The 14,847-nt window shown below is 74.5% G+C and carries 11 protein-coding genes; 8 read left to right on the top strand and 3 right to left on the bottom strand.

Going from position 1 to position 14,847, the window contains the following annotated elements; genetic code table 11:
- Positions 1-123 precede the first annotated feature (123 nt).
- The 8 genes from ACW14Y_RS41500 (at position 124) to ACW14Y_RS41535 (ending at position 12,299) form a co-directional block, all read left to right on the top strand.
- Positions 124-1,920: a hypothetical protein gene (locus ACW14Y_RS41500; protein WP_456988666.1), complete on the top strand. Its 1,797-nt coding sequence runs from the start codon at positions 124-126 to the stop codon at positions 1,918-1,920.
- Entirely contained in the window at positions 1,917-2,795 is an 879-nt protein-coding gene (locus tag ACW14Y_RS41505) for a Scr1 family TA system antitoxin-like transcriptional regulator (protein ID WP_456988668.1), read from the top strand. The genes ACW14Y_RS41500 and ACW14Y_RS41505 overlap by 4 nt, the downstream gene beginning before the upstream one ends.
- Entirely contained in the window at positions 2,792-4,150 is a 1,359-nt protein-coding gene (locus ACW14Y_RS41510; RefSeq protein ID WP_456988670.1) for a hypothetical protein, read from the top strand. The genes ACW14Y_RS41505 and ACW14Y_RS41510 overlap by 4 nt, the downstream gene beginning before the upstream one ends.
- A gap of 95 nt (positions 4,151-4,245) precedes the next feature.
- Entirely contained in the window at positions 4,246-6,135 is a 1,890-nt protein-coding gene (locus ACW14Y_RS41515; protein WP_456988776.1) for a glycoside hydrolase family 15 protein, read from the top strand.
- On the top strand, positions 6,132-7,040 hold the full coding sequence (locus ACW14Y_RS41520; protein WP_380305489.1) for an SAM-dependent methyltransferase: 909 nt from the start codon (positions 6,132-6,134) through the stop codon (positions 7,038-7,040). The genes ACW14Y_RS41515 and ACW14Y_RS41520 overlap by 4 nt, the downstream gene beginning before the upstream one ends.
- Positions 7,037-8,011, top strand: a complete 975-nt coding sequence (locus ACW14Y_RS41525) for a Scr1 family TA system antitoxin-like transcriptional regulator (protein ID WP_456988672.1) — start codon at positions 7,037-7,039, stop codon at positions 8,009-8,011. Before ACW14Y_RS41520 ends, ACW14Y_RS41525 begins: the two co-directional genes overlap by 4 nt.
- On the top strand, positions 8,008-10,656 hold the full coding sequence (locus tag ACW14Y_RS41530; protein ID WP_456988674.1) for a Helicase associated domain protein: 2,649 nt from the start codon (positions 8,008-8,010) through the stop codon (positions 10,654-10,656). Before ACW14Y_RS41525 ends, ACW14Y_RS41530 begins: the two co-directional genes overlap by 4 nt.
- 1,094 nt (positions 10,657-11,750) lie before the next feature.
- Entirely contained in the window at positions 11,751-12,299 is a 549-nt protein-coding gene (locus tag ACW14Y_RS41535; protein ID WP_456988676.1) for an NUDIX hydrolase, read from the top strand.
- Positions 12,300-12,424: 125 nt separating this feature from the next.
- Here ACW14Y_RS41535 and ACW14Y_RS41540 read toward each other — a convergent pair whose 3' ends face one another.
- The 3 genes from ACW14Y_RS41540 to ACW14Y_RS41550 form a co-directional block, all read right to left on the bottom strand.
- Positions 12,425-13,066: a mycothiol-dependent nitroreductase Rv2466c family protein gene (locus ACW14Y_RS41540; protein ID WP_456988678.1), complete on the bottom strand. Its 642-nt coding sequence runs from the start codon at positions 13,064-13,066 to the stop codon at positions 12,425-12,427.
- Between the two features lie 53 nt (positions 13,067-13,119).
- Complete coding sequence (locus ACW14Y_RS41545; RefSeq protein ID WP_456988680.1) at positions 13,120-13,779, bottom strand: 3'-5' exonuclease; 660 nt, start codon at positions 13,777-13,779, stop codon at positions 13,120-13,122.
- Positions 13,780-13,876: 97 nt separating this feature from the next.
- Positions 13,877-14,842, bottom strand: a complete 966-nt coding sequence (locus ACW14Y_RS41550; RefSeq protein WP_456988682.1) for a phosphoribosylaminoimidazolesuccinocarboxamide synthase — start codon at positions 14,840-14,842, stop codon at positions 13,877-13,879.
- Positions 14,843-14,847 lie beyond the last annotated feature (5 nt).

A 14,847-nucleotide genomic window follows, 5' to 3' on the forward strand; every position in this document is an offset into this window, starting at 1 on the left:
CGTCCCGCCCTCCCACCGGCGCCCGAGCACATGGCCCGCCACCCGGACCGGCCCGCACGCCGCCGCACGACCCCTCGCCCCGCGCCCGGCCGACCGCCACCTTCCGACCCCAGGACACCGCCCATGACCACTCTCCCCGACACCGCCGGACCGACGCGCGAGCAGCGCGCGGCCTTGCCTGCTCCCACCGTCCCCGCCGACGACCACGACATCGCCCTCGCCGCGATGCTGTGCGCGCCCGCCAGCATCGCCGAACTCGCCGCCGTCCAGGGTATGGCGGTCGAGGACCTGAACGCCGCCGTGGCCGGACTTCAGGAACGCGCCCGGGCCACCGGCCGCCCCCACCTCACTGCCCTCTACGCGGCCTGCGGGGACCTCCTCGGCGACGCGCTGCACGGGTGCCGGAGCGATCCGCGCGACCTCCACCCCGCCGACCGGACGCTGCTGCGCCTGCGCGCCCGGCTCACGTACGACGAGATCGCCGCCGAACTCGCGGTGACCCCGGCCACGGTCCGTAGGCGGCTGGACCGCGTCCACCGGTTCCTCGGTGTGACGACCGACCATCTCGCGACCGCCGTCGGAGGGTTCACGGGAGTGGTGCGCCCGTGGGACCTCCGACCGGGCCTCCGGGTGGCGGCGCCCGCCGTGTGCGAGGAACTGGCCCCGGCCGTCCGGATGATCGCCGCCGCGCTGGACGGTGCGCCCCACCGGGTGTCCGCGCAGATCCCGCGCACCGAGCAGAGCGCCCTGGCGGCGGCCGTCGCCCGTGCCGGCGCACGGGAACGGGTCCTCGTGCTCGCGCCGCACGGCCCCGCCTGGACACTGGCACTGGAGACGTGGGGCGCGGCCCTGCGCGACACCGGGACGGTCGCCGGACTGCTGCTGCCAGGCCAGCTGACCCTCACGCGCACGCAGGCCGCGCACCGGTCCGTGGTCTGGACGGCACGCGCCCTGCTCAACCTCGCCGGCACTCGCCAGGGCGCCACCGTCGTCGTCACATCCGAGGCCCTTCCCCTGATCACCGCGCTGCACCGGCGTCGCGGCGGCCTGCGGCCGTGGGACCTGCTGGTGGTCTGCGACGCCCACCGGATCGGCCGCCCCGGCGGGCCCGGACAGGGGCTGTACGACGACCGCGTGCTGCCCGCCACGGCACGCCTGGCGCTGACCTCCACCGCCCCGCCCCTCCTTCCCCCGGCCGCCGGGTCCGTGACCGTCGCGCGCACCGCCGCCGGGGCCGTCACCGGCGGACGGGGCCGGACCCACCGCCTGCTCGCCCTCGTCCCTCCGGCCACCGGCCGGGGAGGTCTCCAGGGCCTGGCGGACCTCCTCATGGCGACCGCCCGCGGTCACGGCCTGCGGCGCGTCCTGGTGTCCTGCGCGACCGCGGTGCAGGCCCGCCACCTGGAACGTGCCCTCGACCAGGCGGCCGCCGACCTGCCCGCCCCGCAGCGCCCCGCGTCGCTGTGGACGGGAACCCTCAAGCCCGGCCTCACCGCCGAGCAGCGGCGACAGACCACGACACGCCTCGCCGACGGCGACGAGGCCCTGCTCGTCCTCGCCACGTGCGAGCCGGTGCGCGCGCCGGGCGCCGACGCACTGCTGGTCCTGGAGCCCGACGACGTGCACGCGGTGGCCGAGACCCTCGAATGGGCGCTCGAGGCACGCGGCCGCGGTGACGCCGCCCGCCCGCTCACCGTCCTCTTCCCGCTGCCCGCCGACAGCGCCGGCCCGGGCGCGGCCGAGCGGGCCGCCGTGGTGGCGCGCGCCTGCGCCCTCCTCGACCCGTCCCCGACGACAGCCACCGAGCAGGATGCGCCCGGCGGGCTGTCCCCGTGGATCGACACGGCCGGGCACCCGACCCCCGGCCACCTCCGACTGCTCCGGGACGTCGCCCCGTTGATGCGCGGGAGCCGGACGTGAGCCGTACGCTGAACGCCCCCGCCGGCCCGCCCGCCACCGATAGCGCCCGCACCGCGGGCCCGGCCGTGGTCCGCGCGTGCCTGGCCCACCTGCGTACCGAGTCCGGTCTCGCCTGGCCCGACCTGGTCGAGCGAAGCGGCATGCCGCCGGACCGGCTGACGGCCCTCCAGCGCGGCCCCGACGCCCCCTCCCGCCCGCAGCTCGCCTCGTACCTGGACGCGCTGGGCGCCGGGACGCACCTGCCCGCACTCTGGGCGCTGGCCGGCACGGCGGGGGACTCGGTCACCGACCGGCTGCCCGGCTGGGCCGAGCGGCTCTCCGGCGTCCTGGCCCGCGCGACGGCCTGGCGGGCCGGAGGCGGCGCGGTGGTCCCCCTGGGCCTGCGCACCGCCCGCTACCACGACCAATGGGCACGGACGGAACCCGCCGCCGTACCCGGGGAGGAGAGCGAGGTGCTCGCCGCACTGGCCGGGGCCGCGCCGCCGCCGGTGGCGCGTCCCACCGCCTACCTGGACGAGGTGCTCCTGCACCGGCCGGCGGGGGACACCCCCACGGCAGCCGAACAACTCGACCACCTCGCCGCACTCACCGAGCGCGTGGATCTGCGGATCGTCGAGGCGCCCGATCCCGGCGGCGCGGTCGTCGAGGTTGTCCTGCCCGGCGGGGACACACTGGTCGTCGAGGCCCGGCCCGACGCAGTGCGCTACCACTGCGGTGCCGCCGCGCTCGAGGCCGGGCGCGTGCTGGACACCCTCGCCCACCGCGCCGCCCCCGCCCGCGCGACCGCCGAGCGGCTGCGCGCGGCCGCCCGGTGGATGCGCGTGCGCACCGCCGCCGGCCCGACCCGGCGCCGACCGCAGCGAGGCAGCCGATGACCCTGCACACCGTCCCCGCCCGCCGCCCGGGTCCCGCCGCCCGGGCGCCGCACCCGGACCGTACGGCGGCGCGGGTCCTGATGACCGGGCCGCGCACGGTCCTGGCCGCCGAGGCCGAACTCGCCGCGGGCACCGCCGCCCGGGCCCTGGTGGTCCAGCAGGGCGGCGACCTCGCCCACGCCCTGTCCCGCTGGCAGCACCACCGCGTGCCCGGCGCCCGGCTGATCGGCGTCCACGGGCCGCACGAGCGCGTCGCCGTCGCCCGCACGCCCACCGGCGGCGAAGGGACCGCCGACCACGTGGACCTGGCCCGCCGCCTCCAGGACCCGGGCCCCGTCCTGGTCGTGGCCACCCTCGCGGGCGCCGCAGTCGTCGCCGACGCCCACCGCGCGAGCCGCCTCGCCCCCTGGCACCTGCTGGTCGTCGAGGACGTCCTCGCGCTCGAGGCGAGCGGTGCGTCGGCGGGGGAGCTGCTGTCGGACGCTGTCGTCCCTGCGGTGCGGCGCCTGCTGCAGAGCACCGTGACCGCCCTCGTCGACCCGGGCGGCCGGCTGCGGGAGGTCCGGCCCGGCCCCCGGTACGGCCGGATACGCGAACTCGGCCCGGCGGTCGCCCGCTCCTGGCGACTGGAGGTCGCACTCAGCACCCCGGCGCGGCCCACCGGCGGCGCCGAACGCCTGGAGGCCGTGGCCCGCCTCGCCGTCGGCCTCACCGCCCGGCCCGGCATCGACAGCGTGGCCGTGTACTGCCCGGACGAGACCACCGCCCGACGCCTGGCCACCCGCGCGCACGCCCTGCCCGACCCCCTCAGGCGGCGCGGCCCGCGCCCGGTGACGAGCCTCACCGCCGCCCAGCCCCAGCGTGAACGCCACCAGGTGCTCGACCGTCTGACCCGCGGCCGACGCGTCGTCGTCACCACCTGCGAGCCCCTGCCGATGCCGGTGGACGCGGTGGTGCTGCTGGCACCCGGCCGCTTCCCGTGGACCGCGCTCTCCGCACTCGAGCGCGCCCTCGCCCACGGCGGACCCGAGCTGATCGTTGGGACCGGGCCCCTCGAACTCGCCGCCACCCATCGCCGTACCCCCGCCACCGACCTCGCCGACGCCACCGCCGTCCTCGGCATCCTGGCCGCCCTCGACCCGCGGCAGCGCCGAGCCCTCGCCCACCCCGGCCCGCCACGACCTGCCGGAGTCTGGTCGCCGGGCGGCCCCCTGGAACGGGTCCACCTGCCCGAAGGGCTGTCACCCGCACTGGCCCGCATCGTTGCCGACGTACTGCTCGCCGCCGACACCCCCCGACCCCCGCCCAGCCGCCGGACCGCCGGACCGCCGGCCCGCACCAACGCCGCCACCTGAACCACCAGGTGCCCCAGCATCTTCCACCCACCCCAGCAAGGGACGTTCCCGTGACCCACTCGCTCCCGATCGAGGACCTCGCGCTGATCGGCAACATGCAGACCGCCGCCCTCGTCGACCGGATCGGAGCCGTGACCTGGATGTGCGCACCCCGATTCGACTCCCCGGCGCTCTTCGCCGCCCTCCTCGGCACCGACACCAACGGCTCCTGGCACCTTGCCCCCGGCGGGGCCGCCCCGCGTCCGGCCGACCGCCGCCGCTACCGGGGCGACTCGCTGGTCCTGGAACAGGAATGGGACACCCCCGACGGCACCGTTCGCGTCACCGACTTCATGCCCGTCGCCGTCCGCGACGGAGCACCCGCCGCCCCCCGGATCGTGCGCATCGTCGAGGCCGTGACCGGCACCGTTACCGTGCGCTCCGTCGTGCGGCCGCGCTTCGGCTACGGACGCACCGTCCCGGCCGTCCACCGGCCTTCGGCCACCGACAGCACCGCCGTGGCCGTGGCGGGACCCGACGCGGTCTGGCTCGAGGGCCTCGACCACGACACCGGCCCCGACGGCGTCCTCACCGCCGAGGCCAGCGTCACGGCCGGTCGGCGCCTCGCCCTCGTCCTCACCCACCGCGAGTCCCACCGCGGAGCCCCGCCCCGCGTCGACCCCGACCGCGAACTGCAACGCACCGTCCGGTTCTGGCTCGACTGGGTCGGCCAGTGCACCTACCAGGGCCCCTACCGGGAGGCCGTGGTCCGCTCGCTGATCACCCTCAAGGGCCTCACCTACGCCCCCACCGGCGGGATCGTGGCCGCCCCCACCACCTCGCTGCCCGAGGACATCGGCGGCGAGCGCAACTGGGACTACCGCTACACCTGGCTCAGGGACGCCGCGATCACCCTCTCCTCGCTGCTCCGCACCGGCTACCGCGACGAGGCCAAGGCCTGGCGCGAGTGGCTGCTGCGCGCGGTCGCGGGCGACCCGGAGAACCTCCAGATCATGTACGGCATCGCCGGCGAGCGCGAGCTCACCGAGTCCGCGCTGGACTGGCTGCCCGGCTACGAGGGCTCGCAGCCGGTACGGGTCGGCAACGGCGCGGCCGGCCAGCTCCAGCTGGACGTCTACGGCGAGGTGGTCGAGGCGCTGCACCTGGCCCACATGACCGGCCTGGTCCGCAACGACCACGCCCACCACCTCCAGCTGCGGCTGATCGAGTACCTGGAGGACCACTGGACCGAGCCGGACGAGGGCATCTGGGAGGTCCGCGGACCGCGCCGGCACTTCGTCCACTCCAAGGTGATGGCCTGGGTGGCGGTGGACCGCACCATCAAGCTGCTGGAGCAGACCCCCGAGGACGCCCCGGCCGGCGGCCAGCTGGAGCGCTGGCGGGAGCTGCGCGACACCATCCACCGGGACGTCTGCGAGCGGGGCTACGACCCCGGCCGCAACACCTTCACCCAGTACTACGGCGGCAAGGAGCTGGACGCCTCGCTGCTGCTCATCCCGCAGGTCGGCTTCCTGCCGCCGGACGACAAGCGGGTGATCGGCACCATCGAGGCGATCCAGCGCGAGCTGTCCACCGAGGACGGCTTCGTGCTCCGCTACCCGACCCACGACGAGTCGGGGAACAACGTCGACGGCCTCTCCGGCCACGAGGGCGCCTTCCTGGCCTGCTCGTTCTGGCTGGCCGACGACCTCGCCATGATCGGCCGGGTGCAGGAGGCGCGGGAGCTGTTCGACCGGCTGCTGTCGCTGCGCAACGACCTCGGGCTGCTCGCCGAGGAGTGGGACCCGCGGCTCAAGCGCCAGGTCGGCAACTTCCCGCAGGCCTTCAGCCACGTCCCGCTGATCGACACCGCGCTGCGGCTGACCGCCTGCGGCGGCGCCTACCTGTCGGCCCAGCCGGACGGCCCGGCCGCCGACCCGGGCGCGGACTCGGTCCGCCTGCCCGGCCAGCGCCGCCGCACCGACGCTCCGGTGGCCGGGCCGTGACCGCCACCGCCGCGTCGGCCGCCCACCGGGAGCACAGCCCCTGGCCGCAGCACTGGAAAGCCGATCCCGAGCACCTCGACCGGCTCCTGGAACAGGCGTCGTACGCGCGTGTGCGGGACTTCCTGCGCGGTGGGAGTGATGCCAACGACGCGAGCGTCCGGGTCGCGTGGGACCTGATCTCCCTGCTCCCTGCGGCCCCGCGCACGGCCCAGGACGGTGACTGGTTCGCGGCGCACGCCGTCGCCGTCCTGGTCCGCGACCACGGCGTGCGCCAGATCGTCCACGCCGACTGCGGTCTCCCGCGGGTCCCCGGACACAACACCCACGACATCGCCCGCGCGATCGCCGCCGGCTGCCGCGTCCTCTACACCGACGCCGATCCGGTGGCCGTCGCCCACGCCCGTTGCCTGCTGGAGCACACCGACACCGTGGCCGTCGCCGACACGGGCCTCGCCGAGGGCCTGCGCCGCCTCCTGCGCCACCCCGCCGCCACTGCGCTCCTGGACCCGGCCGAACCGCTGGCCGTGGTGTGCGCCGCGCTCGAGACCGTCCCGGACTCGGTGGCCACCGGCCTGGCGGGCGCGCTCGCCGCCCTCTGGCCGGCCGGCGGCCACCTGGCGGTGTGCCAGCCGACCACCGAAGCAGCGCATCTGGCCCGCCAGGTGGACGAGCTGATGACCGGAGTGCTGGAAGGCCGGTGGGGGCGCCTGCGCACCCCCGCCGAGTTCACGGCCCTGCTCCGCGACACCGTGCTCGTCGAACCGCCCCGTGTCGTCTCCTCACCACGTCACGTCCACTGCCCGCCCCGCCCCACCGGCCCGGCCCGGACGGCGGTCCTCGGCGCGATCGCCCGGACCGAACCCGCCGGCCGCAGCCACCACACCGCTCCCGGAGTCACCCGTTGACCACCCACCTCCCGGCCGCCCAGCGGCACCCGGCCGACCGGATCCTCGGCGCGCACCTGCGCCACCTGCGCGAATGCCAGCAGGAGCAACCCGCCACCGTCGCCGACCGGCTCGGGATATCTCCTGAGAGCCTGGCCGCCGTCGAAGCCGGCCGCAGCCCGATGCTGCGGCGCGCCGTACGGACGGGCGAGGCCCTGTCGTGGGCTCGGGCCTACGGCGCCGGACGCGTTGCGGCGCAGGAGTGGTTCGAGAGCGTCGACGGGCACGAGCGCCACGTCGCCGCCGGGTTCGCGCCCGAGGCCTACTTCGACGACGGCCCCGCCTGGCCGCACCGCTACCAGATCGCCGAACGGGAGGCCTCGCGGGTCCTGCTCACCGCCGGAGGGCAGGTGCTGCCGGTCCCGCTGCAGACCGAGGAGATCGAGGAGGCGGTGTGGCGGGCGACGCCCGGCTCCCGCCCGCGACGGCGCCCCGGGTCCGCGCTGGGGGCACTGCCGGGCACCGGGTGCGGGCCGTGCCAGGTCCACCGGGCCGATCTGCTGACGGACAGTGCGGCGCTCGCCGCCTGGCGGCGCGAGGTCCACCGCACCCGGCGGGAGGCCTTCGCGCAGCGGATCGAGAACCCCGGCGCGCCGCCCACGATCGTGCTGCTCGACGAGGCCGTGCTCCGCCGGCACACCGGCGGGACGCAGGCACACGCCCGGCAGATGGGTCACCTCGTGCATCTGGTCGAGACCACCGCCCTGGAGGTCCGCGTCGTCGCGTTCGACAGCGGCAGAACGGTCCCGACCGAGCGTGCCCTGCTCGAGACCGGCGGGGAGGTCCTCACCGTCTGCCTCTCGTCCTGGGACGCCGTCTACGAGGACGCCCCGGACCCGCGGCTGCACGACCTCGAGGAAATATCGCTCGACCCCCGGGCCAGCCTCGATCTCCTCCGGCAGGCCGCCCGCGACGCCCTGGCCCGCCCGTGACAGCCCGCACCGACACCCGGCCGGCCGGACAACCCGGCGAACAGACCGACCCGATCGCCGGCACAGCCGACGGTACGGCCCCGGAGCTGTGGCCCCATCAGCGCGAGGCCGTCGACGCGGTCCTCGCCGAGTTCGAGAGCACGGACCGGGCCCTGCTGCCCATGGCCTGCGGAACAGGCAAGACCCGCGTGGGCGCCGAGGTCGCCCATCGGCTCGCGCAGCGCGTTCCCGGCCCCTTCCTGATCACGGTCCCCACACTGCGCCTGCTCGACCAGACCGTCGCGGCCTGGGCCCGCGCCCTCGGGCGCCCGGCCCTGGGACGGATCGTGGCGGTCTGCTCGAAGCCCGGCATCGTGGCGAGGTACCACAACCGGCTGCGGGGCTGGGAAGCCGCGGTCACCAGCGAACCGGACGTCCTCGCCGACCTCCTGCGCGGCGGGCGGACCACGGTGCTCTCCACCTACCAGAGCCTGGACGTGCTGCTCTCCGCCTACCGCCGCCACAGCCTTCCGGCGGTGGCGCTCGCCCTGATCGACGAGGCCCACCGCACCGCCGGATCCGTCGGCAGGCCCTGGTCGGCGGTTCACGACGAGATCCGCCTGCCCGCCCGGCACCGGCTCAGCATGACCGCGACCCCCAAGGTGTTCCTGGGCGGCGACGACGTCATCAGCCTGGACGACGAGAAGCGCGTCGGACGTGCCGTGTACAGCCTGCCCTACGGTCTGGCCCGAGATCGGGGCCTGGTCGCGCACTTCCGGATGGTCGTGCCGCTGGTGACCGACGCGGACGTCGCCTCGGTGGTGACCGCGGTCGAGAACCCCGCCTACTACGCGACCGGCGGCACGCCCGTGACGGCGCGGATGCTCGCCACCCAGATCGCCCTGCTGAGGGCGGCACACCAGTACAGCGTCCGGCGCATGATCACCTACCACGCCACAGTGGCGGACGCGGAGCTCTTCTCCCGGACCCTGTCACTGGCCCTGCAGCACTTCGAGCCGCACGAGCGACCCTCCAGCCTCTGGGCCGGGCACGTCCACGGCGGCCACAGCCCGGCCGTCCGGGACGCCGTCCTCGGGCGGCTGTCCGAGCCGCACCACGGACTCGTTGTCGTTGCCAACGCCAGACTCCTCAGCGAGGGGGTCGACGTCCCGGAGACCGACGCCGTCGCCATCCTCTCCCCGCGCAGCGCGATCGCCACCGGGCAGATCATCGGACGGGCCGTCCGGCAGCAACCGGGCCGGTTCAAGGTCGCGACGGTCTTTGTCCCCGCGAACCCCGAGGAGGGACTGGATCTCGCCGACGGAGCGGACAGTCCGGGGTTCGCGACCGTCTTCAGCACCGCCCGCGCGATGGCCGCCACCGACGACACCCTCGCCGCCCACACCGCGGCCTCCCGCCGCGCACTCGGCGCGGCGGAAAGCATCCCGACCCGCCCCGAGCAGCCCGACTGGCTGACTGTCACCGGCACATCCGTCCCGGAGGGCTTCGCCCGCGCGATCCTGGTCCGGGTCGTCCGCGAGACCTCGGCCTCCTGGCACGAGTACCTGGGCGCAGCCGACCGCTTCCTCGTCGAGGGCGGCTCCCTGGCCGACGTCCCCCGGAGCTGGCGCAGCCCCGAAGGACTTGCCTTCGGGGCGTGGTGGCACGCCACCCACCGGGCGTTCACCGAGGACCGGGTACCGGCGGACCTCCGGGAGGCCCTGGAGGAGGTCGGGATGACCAAGCGCCTGGCCACAGCGGTCTGGGACACGTTCGTCGCCGACCTCACCGCCTACCGCGACGAGCACGGCCACGTCGACGTCCCCGTCAGCCATGTGAACGGGGCTGGGCGCCGGCTCGGCGCACAGGTCCGCAGGGCCCGGGACCGGCTCGACCGCTACACCGACGCGCAGCGCTCGCAGTTGACCGCGCTCGGGTTCACTCCGAACGTGCTCGACGCGGTCTGGGACACGTTCGTCGCCGACCTCACCGCCTACCGGGAAGAGTACGGCCACGTCGACGTCAAGCGTGACCACACCACCGCGGAAGGACGCAAGCTCGGTATACAGGTCGGGTCCCATCGGGAGACCTTCGACGCTCTGCCTCCCGAACGGCAGGCTCAGTTGACCGCGCTCGGGTTCACTCCGAACGTGTTCGACGCGGTCTGGGACACGTTCGTCGCCGACCTCACCGCCTACCGCGACGAGTACGGCCACCTCGACGTCCCCACCGACTACGTCAACGCCGCCGGACGCCCTCTCGGCAGGAAGGCCTCCCGGCACCGCGGGAACAGGTGGAACATCCTGCCCGCGAAGCGACAGGCGCAGCTGAGCACCCTCGGGTTCACACGCTCGCTGCTGGACGCGAGGTGGTCGCGCCACGCAGCAGCCTGGGCCGCCCACGCCGAGGAGTCCGGTACCAACCTGGTCGCCAAGGCCTATGTCACGCCCGACGGCACGCACCTGGCGCAATGGCGGCAGCTGCAGCTGAAGCGCCTGCGTGCCGGAACGCTGCCATCCCACCAGGTCGAGACCCTCGTGCGCCTGGGCCTGATCGACCCGCCCACCGCCACCCCTCCTCACGCCGGGACGGACCGTGCCCCAGACCCAGACCCGGACACGCTCGCCCCGCGCCGCGCCGGGGGCACGTCCACGGATCCCCCGTGAACAGGTCCGAAGGCACCGCCACCGGGCCCCGCACCCCGCCTCTGATCGAATCCTCACCGACCGGACCCGCACCCGCTGCCACCCGGCCGCTGAGGAAGGCACGACGGCCGTACGATCCGATCCCCGCCTGTCGAACAGGCGTGTTCCCCCGGTCGGCCCCGGTCCACCACATACCCGGAGCCGCTCCGCCAGCCTCGGTCTGCTGGCGGATACACCCCTACCGCCTGTACTACCTGGGAGGCTGATGGCGGCCCTGGCGAAGGTAGCTCATCGGTCGGTGGCCTGTGCGGGGGCGCGGCGAGAGATGAGTGCGGCCGCCAGGTCAGCCAGGGATGCCGGGGCTGGCACTGTTTCGAGGACCGCAACTGCGTGATCCGCGTGGAGGCCCCGGGCGAGGACGTAGACCGGGGTTCTGGGCTCGCCGGACGGCAGACGGGTGGCGACGACCACCGCCTCCGGCTTCGGCCAGGCCCGCGGATCTCCCGTGGCGGGGGCGGCGATGGTGATCATCCAGTCCTGGCCCAGGTCGTCGTGGGCACGGCGTTCGTCGCTGCCGAACGGCGCTGGGCCGCCCTCGTCCCGTTCCAGCCGGGCGCGCCACGGCTCGGCCAGAGCGGGGTGCTCCCGGTAGAAGGCGTCCTTGTCGGGGTAGAGCGTCGGCGGCGCGAGCGCGCCGTCCAGCCACTGGTCGTAGAGCGGGTCGCCCGCCCCCGCCTGGTCACACTCAGTGGGGGGCCGGACCTACAACTGATCCGGTCCGCCAACTATCGTCATCAAGACCCGCCACCACAGCCCATCCGGGACACGAAAGTGCAACCGGACGGCTCCGATGCGGTCCGCACTCGCCGCAGGAACCCGACGGACGCGACCCACTGGTGGTGGCGGGCCTCGGCGCTGTCGTAAAGCGTGACCGCGGCTTCTCAATGGGAATGATGAGCGTGGAGCAACACGGGACGAGTCGGTCGCACGCTCCCGGTAGAGTGCGAGCCCTGTCCGCTACGCCCTGCTGGAGCTGATTGTGCGCACGCTCGCTGCCCGTGTCCGAGCAGTTGGTCGATGGGAGTTCAGTTCCCGGGTCGGATCGGGGGTGAATCGTGGCGATCAGTGACGCGACCATCGCGCAGACGCTGTCGACGTACCTCGCACGGTTCCCGAACGAGGGCGAAGTGCTGGCCGAGCCGTTGCGGCTCCTCGGTGCCGGCTCCGGGTTCGCCTCCCGACGCAGCTTCCCGATGCACGTGACGGTCGGCGCGCTCCTGGTCCGCGATGGCGAGGTGCTGCTGATCGACCACCTCGCTTATGGGATCACGCTGCAGCCGGGGGGCCATCTTGAACCGACCGACACGACTCTGCTCGATGCTGCACTTCGTGAGTTGACGGAGGAGACCGGCCTCGACGGACGCTTGATCGCGCCGCTGTCGCCGGTGCCGGTCTACGTGGAGTACGGCCTGGTGCCGGCGCGGCCGGAGAAGGACGAACCGGAGCACTACCACCTGGACCTCGGGTACGCCTTCTTGACGGAGCGCGCCGAGATCGGGCTCCTCCAGGAGACGGAGGTGACCGGCGCGGCCTGGTACCCGCTGGAGTCGGCCATGAGCGTGGTCGGGAAGCGCGTCGCCCGCGCGTTCGGCGTCACCGCGTAGGCCATGAAAGGCGGGTACGACACCTCTTAGGGTCCGGGCCGGAGGCGGACGGCCGTAGCCGGTCGTCCGCCCGCGGCCGGGGCGTGCCTCGGTGGCCGGCCGACGCCAGCCCGGTACCGCCTCGGTCATTCGAAAACCGGTCTGACGTCGCGGCTGCGGCTGCGCTTGAGCTCGTAGAAGCCGTCGGTCTGCGCGATGAGGGCCAGGCCGTCCCAGAGCTTCCCGGCGGCCTCGCCGCGGGGGGCCCGGCGCAGTACGGGGCCGAACAGGGCGGTGCCGGCGACGCGCAGGACGGGGGTGCCGACGTCGAGTCCGACTTCGTCGAACGCCTCGTGGTGGGAGGCGATGATGTGCCGGTCGTAGGCGGTGGTGGTGGCCGCTGCGGCCAGGGCTGCGGGCAGGTCCGTCTCGGCGAGGGCCTCGGGAATGAGGGTGGGGTCGTTGCGGCGACGCTGGTTGTGCAGGCGGGTGCCGATGGCGGTGTACAGCGGGCCGAGGATCTGGGGGCCGGCGTGCTCGGCGGCGGCGGCGCAGACCCGCACCGAGCCCCAGGCGCTCTCCATTAGGGCCCGGTACTCGGTGCTGAGGCCCTTGCCCTCGCGCTGGACGAGGTTGAGGTAGGCCAGCGACATGATCCGCCAGTCGGCGCGGACGGGGCGGACCTTCTCGACTTCCAGGAGCCAGCGGGAGGTGACCCATGCCCACGGGCACAGCGGGTCGAACCAGAAGGGCACCTCGGTGGGGTGCAGTTCGTCGTCGTGCGGCATCGGGTGGGCACCGTCCTTGTCTGGGGTCGTTCGCACGGGGGTGTGGCGGTGGGTCAGTCGAACAGCCCGGCCTGGACGGGCTGGTTGGCCTTGGCGGTGCGCCCGGCGGTCTTGAAGAGGGCCGCGAGGCTGTTCAGGTGCGGGTCGCGGTCGGCGGCGGTGATGAGGTGGCGGAAGAGCTTCGCGGTGACGTCGACGTCGTCGGGTGCGCGGTGGCGGTTGGGCGGTTGGGGGATGCCGTAGTGGGCCAGGAGGGTGTCGAGCTTGTAGTTGGGCAGGCCGGGGATGAGGTGCTTGGCCAGCGGGATGGTGTCGATGAGGTTGGTGCGGGCCAGCGCCGGGCAGTGCTCGCGCTGGTGGTGGATGACGTTCGCCTCGGTGGCGGCGTGCTGGGCCACCAGTAGGTAGGGGGTGCCGGGGGTGAGGCGGCGGTCCAGTGCGCCGAGTGCTTGGGCCGGGGTGGGGGCGTGGGCGAGCTGTTCGGCGGTCAGGCCGGTCTGGGCGGTGTCGGCGGGCGTGACCGGTGCGAACGCGGGTGGGCGGATCAGGGAGGTGCTGTGGCCTCTCTCTTGCCAGGCGCCGTCGTCAAGGCGCAGGGCCTTGGCCGCGACCTCGATGGGCTGGGCCGGGTGGCCGGCGGGGGTGGTCGTCTCGAAGTCGACGATGATGAACGTCGTCGCCCGGAAGTCCGGGTCGCCGGTCAGGCCGCCCATGTGTCCACCGCTTCCTCGAGTTCTTCGGCCGTCGTGTGCCGGGCGTGCTGCCGCGCCGGGACTAGCATGCCCGCGCAGGTGCCGCCGCGGTGGCCGTTCACTCTTCGGTGAGGGCGCGCACGGCCCGGGTTGCGGCCTGCAGGCCGGGCGCGTTCTGGTGGCGCTCGCTCGTCCACCTCTCGCACAGCGCCCGGTACAGGTCGGCCATCACGGGGACGAACCCGGGCGGCAGCGGGGCGGGTCGGGGCCACTGGTGGCGGGGGACGCCGTCGGCGATCAGCCGGCCGACGGGGACCTCGTTGCCGGAGCGCACGTACCAGTCGCGCAGGATCTGCTTGCCGCAGTGCACGCCGTCGAACATCAGGCGGCTCTCGTCCGGGGTGCCGGGGCTGTCGGCGAGCAGCAGTTCCTGATCGCCTGTCACCAGGAACTCGGTCTTGCCGTCGCAGTGGTCGATGCCGACGGCGGCCGCGTGGTCGCTCAGCACGGTGTTGACCGCGACGGTGGTTTCGCGCAGGGCTTGGAAGAGGCGGTTGTCGAGGCCGGAGAGGAGTTGGGCGTCGGCGCGGGTCAGGAAGCGGTTGACCGCCTCGCGGGTGGTGGCGTACTCGATGGTCGGCTGCGGGAGGCGCTCGCCGACGGCGGGGACCGTGTCGAGGCCGAGGTCGGCCGGGCGCAGGTCGCCGCAGGCCAGGCGGCCGTGGACGGAGCTGCCGGGCGGGAGCTCGTTGCGGAAGAGGACCTGCAGCGGCAGGAGGTAGTTGCCCAGCTTGGGGGTGGGCGGGTGGTCGAGCGTCTCCGGGAGGCGGGCGAGGGTGAACTCGATCCGGTTCGGGGCGCTCTGGCGCAGGAAGTGCGTGCGCACGCCGGCCGCCTCCAGCAGCTGGAAGTTGAAGACGGCCATCTGGCAGGCCGCTTCGCCCTTGCCGGGGATCGCGTCCGGCATCGGGCCGTAGTGGAAGACGCTGTAGTGGTCGGTGTACTCGAACTCGCCGACGCCCTCGCGGGTGGCGGTCGGCGGGCGCAGGACGGTCGTCCGCTTGGTCGAGTGCAGAACGGGCACGGTGC

Source organism: Kitasatospora sp. cg17-2, from assembly GCF_054031055.1.

Bases quoted from the DNA above. Each gene is read 5' to 3' on its own strand.
- ACW14Y_RS41500 (WP_456988666.1), top strand. From the start codon at position 124: ATGACCACTCTCCCCGACACCGCCGGACCGACGCGCGAGCAGCGCGCG.
- ACW14Y_RS41510 (WP_456988670.1), top strand. From the start codon at position 2,792: ATGACCCTGCACACCGTCCCCGCCCGCCGCCCGGGTCCCGCCGCCCGG.
- ACW14Y_RS41515 (WP_456988776.1), top strand. From the start codon at position 4,246: ATGCAGACCGCCGCCCTCGTCGACCGGATCGGAGCCGTGACCTGGATG.
- ACW14Y_RS41540 (WP_456988678.1), bottom strand. From the start codon at position 13,066: ATGCCGCACGACGACGAACTGCACCCCACCGAGGTGCCCTTCTGGTTC.
- ACW14Y_RS41545 (WP_456988680.1), bottom strand. From the start codon at position 13,779: ATGGGCGGCCTGACCGGCGACCCGGACTTCCGGGCGACGACGTTCATC.